Origin of the sequence: Frankia sp. EI5c (genome assembly GCF_001636565.1) — a bacterium.
Lineage (GTDB): Bacteria > Actinomycetota > Actinomycetes > Frankiales > Frankiaceae > Parafrankia.
This window is the reverse complement of the sequence record NZ_LRTK01000105.1, coordinates 1-4,169: the sequence shown is the minus strand read 5'-3', so window position 1 is coordinate 4,169 and position 4,169 is coordinate 1. Positions and strand designations below refer to the sequence as shown.

Genomic DNA, 4,169 nt, shown 5'->3' with positions numbered 1-4,169 from the left:
CGGGCGGAGTCCGGAGTCGTGGCGGTACGAAGGCGAGGACTACTCGACCGGAGCGATCTCCCACGCCGGTTCGCGTACCGACCCGTCGTCGGCCGNCTCGCTGCGGCTGCGCACCGATCTGCGCCTAGGGTTCGACGGGCGCCGCGCCCTGGCGAGGACGACCCTGCGGGAGGGGGACACCGCATTCGTGGCCCTGACCTGGCGCGCGGAGGACCCGCTGCTGCCCCACAGCTACCAGGAGGCCTGCGCGGCGGTGGAGAGCACCACCGAGTTCTGGCGGCAGTGGCTGTCCCGCGGGACGTTCCCGGACCATCCATGGCGCGGGCACCTGCAGCGCAGTGCCCTCGCGCTCAAGGGGCTCACCTACGCCCCGACCGGCGCGCTGCTCGCCGCCGCGACGACCTCACTGCCGGAGACGCCCCAGGGTGAACGCAACTGGGACTACCGCTACAGCTGGATCCGGGATTCGACGTTCGCGCTCTGGGGGCTCTACACGCTGGGTCTGGACTACGAGGCGAACGACTTCTTCTCGTTCATCGCCGATATCGCCGAGAACGCCGACGACCTCCAGGTCATGTACCGGGTCGGCGGCGAGCCGAGGATAGACGAGGAGATTCTCGGACACCTTTCCGGCTACGACGGCGCCACCCCCGTCCGGGTGGGCAACGAGGCGGCGAAGCAGCGCCAGCACGACGTGTGGGGGGTCATCCTCGATTCGGTCTATCTGCACACCCGCTCGCGGGACTATCTTTCCGAGCGGCTCTGGCCGGTGCTGGTGCGCCTGGTCGAGGCGGCCGCGGCCCACTGGCGGGAGCCCGACCGGGGGATGTGGGAGGTCCGCGGCGAGCCGCGGCATTTCACCACGTCGAAGATGTTGTGCTGGGTGGCGCTGGACCGTGGCCGGCGGCTCGCCCAGATGCGCGGGGACCACACCGCCGCCGAGCGGTGGAGCGGGATCGCCGCCGAGATCCATGCCGACGTGCTGGCCAACGGTCTCGACGACCGCGGGGTGTTCACCCAGTACTACGGCTCGACGTCGCTGGACGCCTCGGTGCTTCTCGTGCCGCTGCTCGGTTTCCTGCCGGCGACGGATGACCGGGTCAAGGCGACCGTGCTGGCCATCGCGGACGAACTGACGGTNGACGGCCTCGTCCTGCGGTACCGCACCGACGAGACCGACGACGGGGTCGAGGGCGAGGAGGGTGCCTTCCTCATCTGCTCGTTCTGGCTGGTCTCGGCGCTGGTGGAGATCGGTGAGGTGACCCNGGCGCGCCAGCTCTGCGAACGGTTGCTCAGCCTGTCGAGCCCGCTCGATCTGTACGCGGAGGAGCTCGACCCGGCAGATGGCCGCCACCTGGGCAACTTCCCGCAGGCGNTCACCCACCTGGCACTGATCAACGCTGTCATGTACGTGATCAGGGCCGAGGGTGGTGACTCCTACTCCTACTCCCGACCGGCACCCACCGGATGACCCCCTGGCGCGGGGTTGGCAGGTCGGGCATAAGGGTTCCGGGCGATGGATATCCACATTGTGGACAACGGTTGTGGATGAATGACACCGATGCAAGTCACACCGATGGTGCGGACCGCCGCCAGGGCGGTACGCGCCACCGGGTGGCCGGTGTCATCGCGCGGTCAGCGCCACTGGGTCGACNCCGCGAGGCCGACGACCACGAACCCGAAACCGATGAGGATGTTCCAGCCGCCGAGGCTCTCCATCCCCAGCACGCCGCCGTTGGAGAAGTAGTAGACCAACAGATAGGCGATGCCGATCAGGAAGAACGCCAGGATCATCGCGCCGAACCACGGCGGTGACGGCGGCTTGCGCTTCGGCGTGCGGGTGCTGCCCTGGGGGGCGGGCGCCGTCGTCTTCTTTGGCTTCCGGCGTCGGGATTCGGGCNCTGCGGACTCCTCGTGACCAGGCTCGCCCGGCGCGCCGGGCAGGTCACCTGACCGGCGTCATCGGGAAGTTCGTCACCAGGGTAGACATGGTGACCGGGTGGAAGCCGTGCGGGCGCCGCCGCCGTGTCCCGCGTCGGGCGGCCCGCCAACGGTGATCGCGTTGTGATCCGGGGCGTAGCCTGCGGCGGAACGAGGACGACGGTGCCCGGGCGGGATGGCGAAGGCCCGGAGCACGACGGACGACTTGACCGGCGGGATGACATGACCGGCAGAACGGCAGACCAGACAGCGGCGGCGGACCAGGCGGAACCCGGCGGTGCCGCGGGGCTCGGCGGTGCCGTCGGGCAGGCTGGCGGGCGCGGGCGGCCGATGTTGTGGCGGGTCTCGGCCGGCGTGCTGGCCGCGGGTGTCAGTGCGCTCGTGGCCGCGGCGGTGGTGACAGCTCCCGCCGGGGGGCGGGCGGGGGGAGCGGGTGTCGTCAGCGCCGCGGCCTTCGCGGCCGAGGACCGCCGGCGCCTCGCCGAGGACGAGGAGCGGGTCCGAGCCGGACTGGACGCGCTGGCGACCGCTCCAGTGTCTCCCGGTGTCCGTGCCACACCCTCGCCGACACCTCCCACACCGGCCGCCGCCGCGCCCACTCCGGCGGATCCGCTCCTTCGGCGTGCCGAGCTCGCGGCCCAGGTGGGGCTCACCGCCGTGCGTGGGCCCGCGGTGACCATCGAGCTGGACGACGCCCCGCGGGAGAGCCGGGGGCGGCCGCTGCCCGCCGGGGTGCGCTCGCCCGGCCCGAACGACCTGGTCGTGCACCAGCAGGACGTGCAGGCCGTGGTGAACGCGCTGTGGTCGGGTGGCGCCGAGGCCATGGCCATCATGGGCCACCGGGTGACCCCCCGGACGGCGGTGCGGTGTGTGGGCAACACGCTGCTGCTGGCGGGCCGGGTGTACTCNCCGCCTTTCCGGATCAGCGCCATCGGCGATCAGGTGGCGCTGTACGACGCGCTGGACACCGATCCCCGGGTTCAGCTGTACCGGGACTACGTGACGGCCTACGGTCTCGGGTACCGCGTCACGGCCGAGGCGGACCTTGTCGTGCCCGCCTACAGCGGTGGCCCGCTGACCGACGTCGGCTGACCGCGGCCGGCGGGTCTCGGGCGGGCCCTGCNGTCAGGCAGGATGGATCCAGCACCCGAGGGCGCACACCGCGCCCGGTTTCCCGCTCCGCCCGGCGGCCGACCCACCGGGTGCCGTGCTCCCCGGGAGGTCCGATGCGGATCCTGGTCGTCGACAACTACGACTCGTTCGTCTTCAACCTGGTGCAGTACCTCGGCCAGTTGGAGACCGAGTGTGTGGTCCGGCGGAACGACGAGATCGACCCGGCCGAGCTTGACGGGCTCGGTGTCGACGGTGTCNTGCTCTCCCCGGGGCCGGGCACACCCGAGGCCGCCGGGGTGAGCATCCCGATGGTGCATGCCTGTGCCGACCGCGGCCTGCCGATGCTCGGCGTCTGCCTGGGGCATCAGGCGCTCGGTGTCGCCTACGGCGCCACGGTCGACCGCGCGCCGGAGCTACTGCACGGTAAGACCTCGATCGTCCATCATGAGCGCGTCGGCGTGCTGGCCGATCTTCCCTCGCCCTTCNCCGCGACGCGGTATCACTCACTGGCCGTGGAGGAGCACACCCTGCCCGACCAGATTCAGGTGACCGCGCGCACCGAGAGCGGGGTCGTCATGGCCATGCGGCNCCGTGAGCTGCCACTCGAAGGCGTCCAGTTCCACCCCGAGTCGGTACTGACCCAGGGTGGGCACCTGATGCTGGCCCGCTGGCTCGACGCCTGCGGTGACGGCGGGGCGGCACTGCGGCTCGCGCCCGCGCTGTCCGCCGAGGTCGAGACGCTGCGCCTGGCCGCGTTCGCCTGACCGGGCCTCGGGGCGGGCTGGCTGCCCCGAGGCCGTGACCGAACTCAGCCGCTGTTGCGGAACCGCCCGAGACTCAGCGGTGTCTGGCTGCCCTGCGTCGGTGCGGTCGTGGTCGCCGGCGGGGTGGTCGCCGGGGGCGTGGTGTTCGGCGGCGGTGTCGTCGTCTCCGGTGTCGGCGTCACCTCGGGCTCGCCGGTGCCGCGGGTCGTGGCCGGCGCGGTCGGCGTCTGCTGGCCCTCCTGCACCACGAAGAGGGTCACGGTGGCACCGCGGCTGACGTTGCCACTGGCCGGGCTCTGGTTGGCGACGGTCCCCGCTCGCTTGGAGGGGTCCTGGATCGGCCGCTGGGTG

At 71.8% G+C, this 4,169-nt stretch carries 2 protein-coding genes and 10 pseudogenes; 10 read left to right on the top strand and 2 right to left on the bottom strand.

Annotated features, from left to right (window positions below; all coding sequences use genetic code 11):
* Positions 1-96: 96 nt before the first annotated feature.
* The 4 genes and pseudogenes from UG55_RS24865 to UG55_RS48210 form a co-directional block, all read left to right on the top strand.
* A pseudogene (locus UG55_RS24865) lies at positions 97-1,140 on the top strand (glycoside hydrolase family 15 protein); the annotation flags it as partial.
* A 1-nt stretch (position 1,141) separates the two neighbouring features.
* Positions 1,142-1,265 (top strand): annotated as a pseudogene (locus UG55_RS43305) (hypothetical protein); the annotation flags it as partial.
* Position 1,266: 1 nt separating this feature from the next.
* A pseudogene (locus UG55_RS48215) lies at positions 1,267-1,375 on the top strand (hypothetical protein); the annotation flags it as partial.
* Position 1,376: 1 nt separating this feature from the next.
* A partial coding sequence (locus UG55_RS48210) for a hypothetical protein (RefSeq protein ID WP_396231013.1) occupies positions 1,377-1,471 on the top strand: 95 nt, incomplete at its 5' end.
* A gap of 184 nt (positions 1,472-1,655) precedes the next feature.
* Here the strand turns inward: UG55_RS48210 and UG55_RS24860 are convergent.
* Positions 1,656-1,900: pseudogene (locus UG55_RS24860) on the bottom strand (cell division protein CrgA); the annotation flags it as partial.
* Between the two features lie 263 nt (positions 1,901-2,163).
* Here UG55_RS24860 and UG55_RS24855 point away from each other — a divergent pair.
* From UG55_RS24855 to UG55_RS43280, 6 genes and pseudogenes are all read left to right on the top strand, one after another.
* Positions 2,164-2,849, top strand: a pseudogene (locus tag UG55_RS24855) (DUF881 domain-containing protein); the annotation flags it as partial.
* Position 2,850: 1 nt separating this feature from the next.
* Positions 2,851-3,033 (top strand): DUF881 domain-containing protein (locus UG55_RS43300; RefSeq protein ID WP_242425072.1); only part of this gene is annotated, 183 nt, incomplete at its 5' end.
* A 134-nt stretch (positions 3,034-3,167) separates the two neighbouring features.
* Positions 3,168-3,311 (top strand): annotated as a pseudogene (locus UG55_RS43295) (aminodeoxychorismate/anthranilate synthase component II); the annotation flags it as partial.
* A 1-nt stretch (position 3,312) separates the two neighbouring features.
* Positions 3,313-3,539: pseudogene (locus tag UG55_RS43290) on the top strand (gamma-glutamyl-gamma-aminobutyrate hydrolase family protein); the annotation flags it as partial.
* 1 nt (position 3,540) lies between these two features.
* A pseudogene (locus UG55_RS43285) lies at positions 3,541-3,642 on the top strand (aminodeoxychorismate/anthranilate synthase component II); the annotation flags it as partial.
* 1 nt (position 3,643) lies between these two features.
* A pseudogene (locus tag UG55_RS43280) lies at positions 3,644-3,818 on the top strand (aminodeoxychorismate/anthranilate synthase component II); the annotation flags it as partial.
* A gap of 44 nt (positions 3,819-3,862) precedes the next feature.
* Here UG55_RS43280 and UG55_RS29275 read toward each other — a convergent pair.
* Positions 3,863-4,169, bottom strand: a pseudogene (locus tag UG55_RS29275) (serine/threonine-protein kinase); the annotation flags it as partial.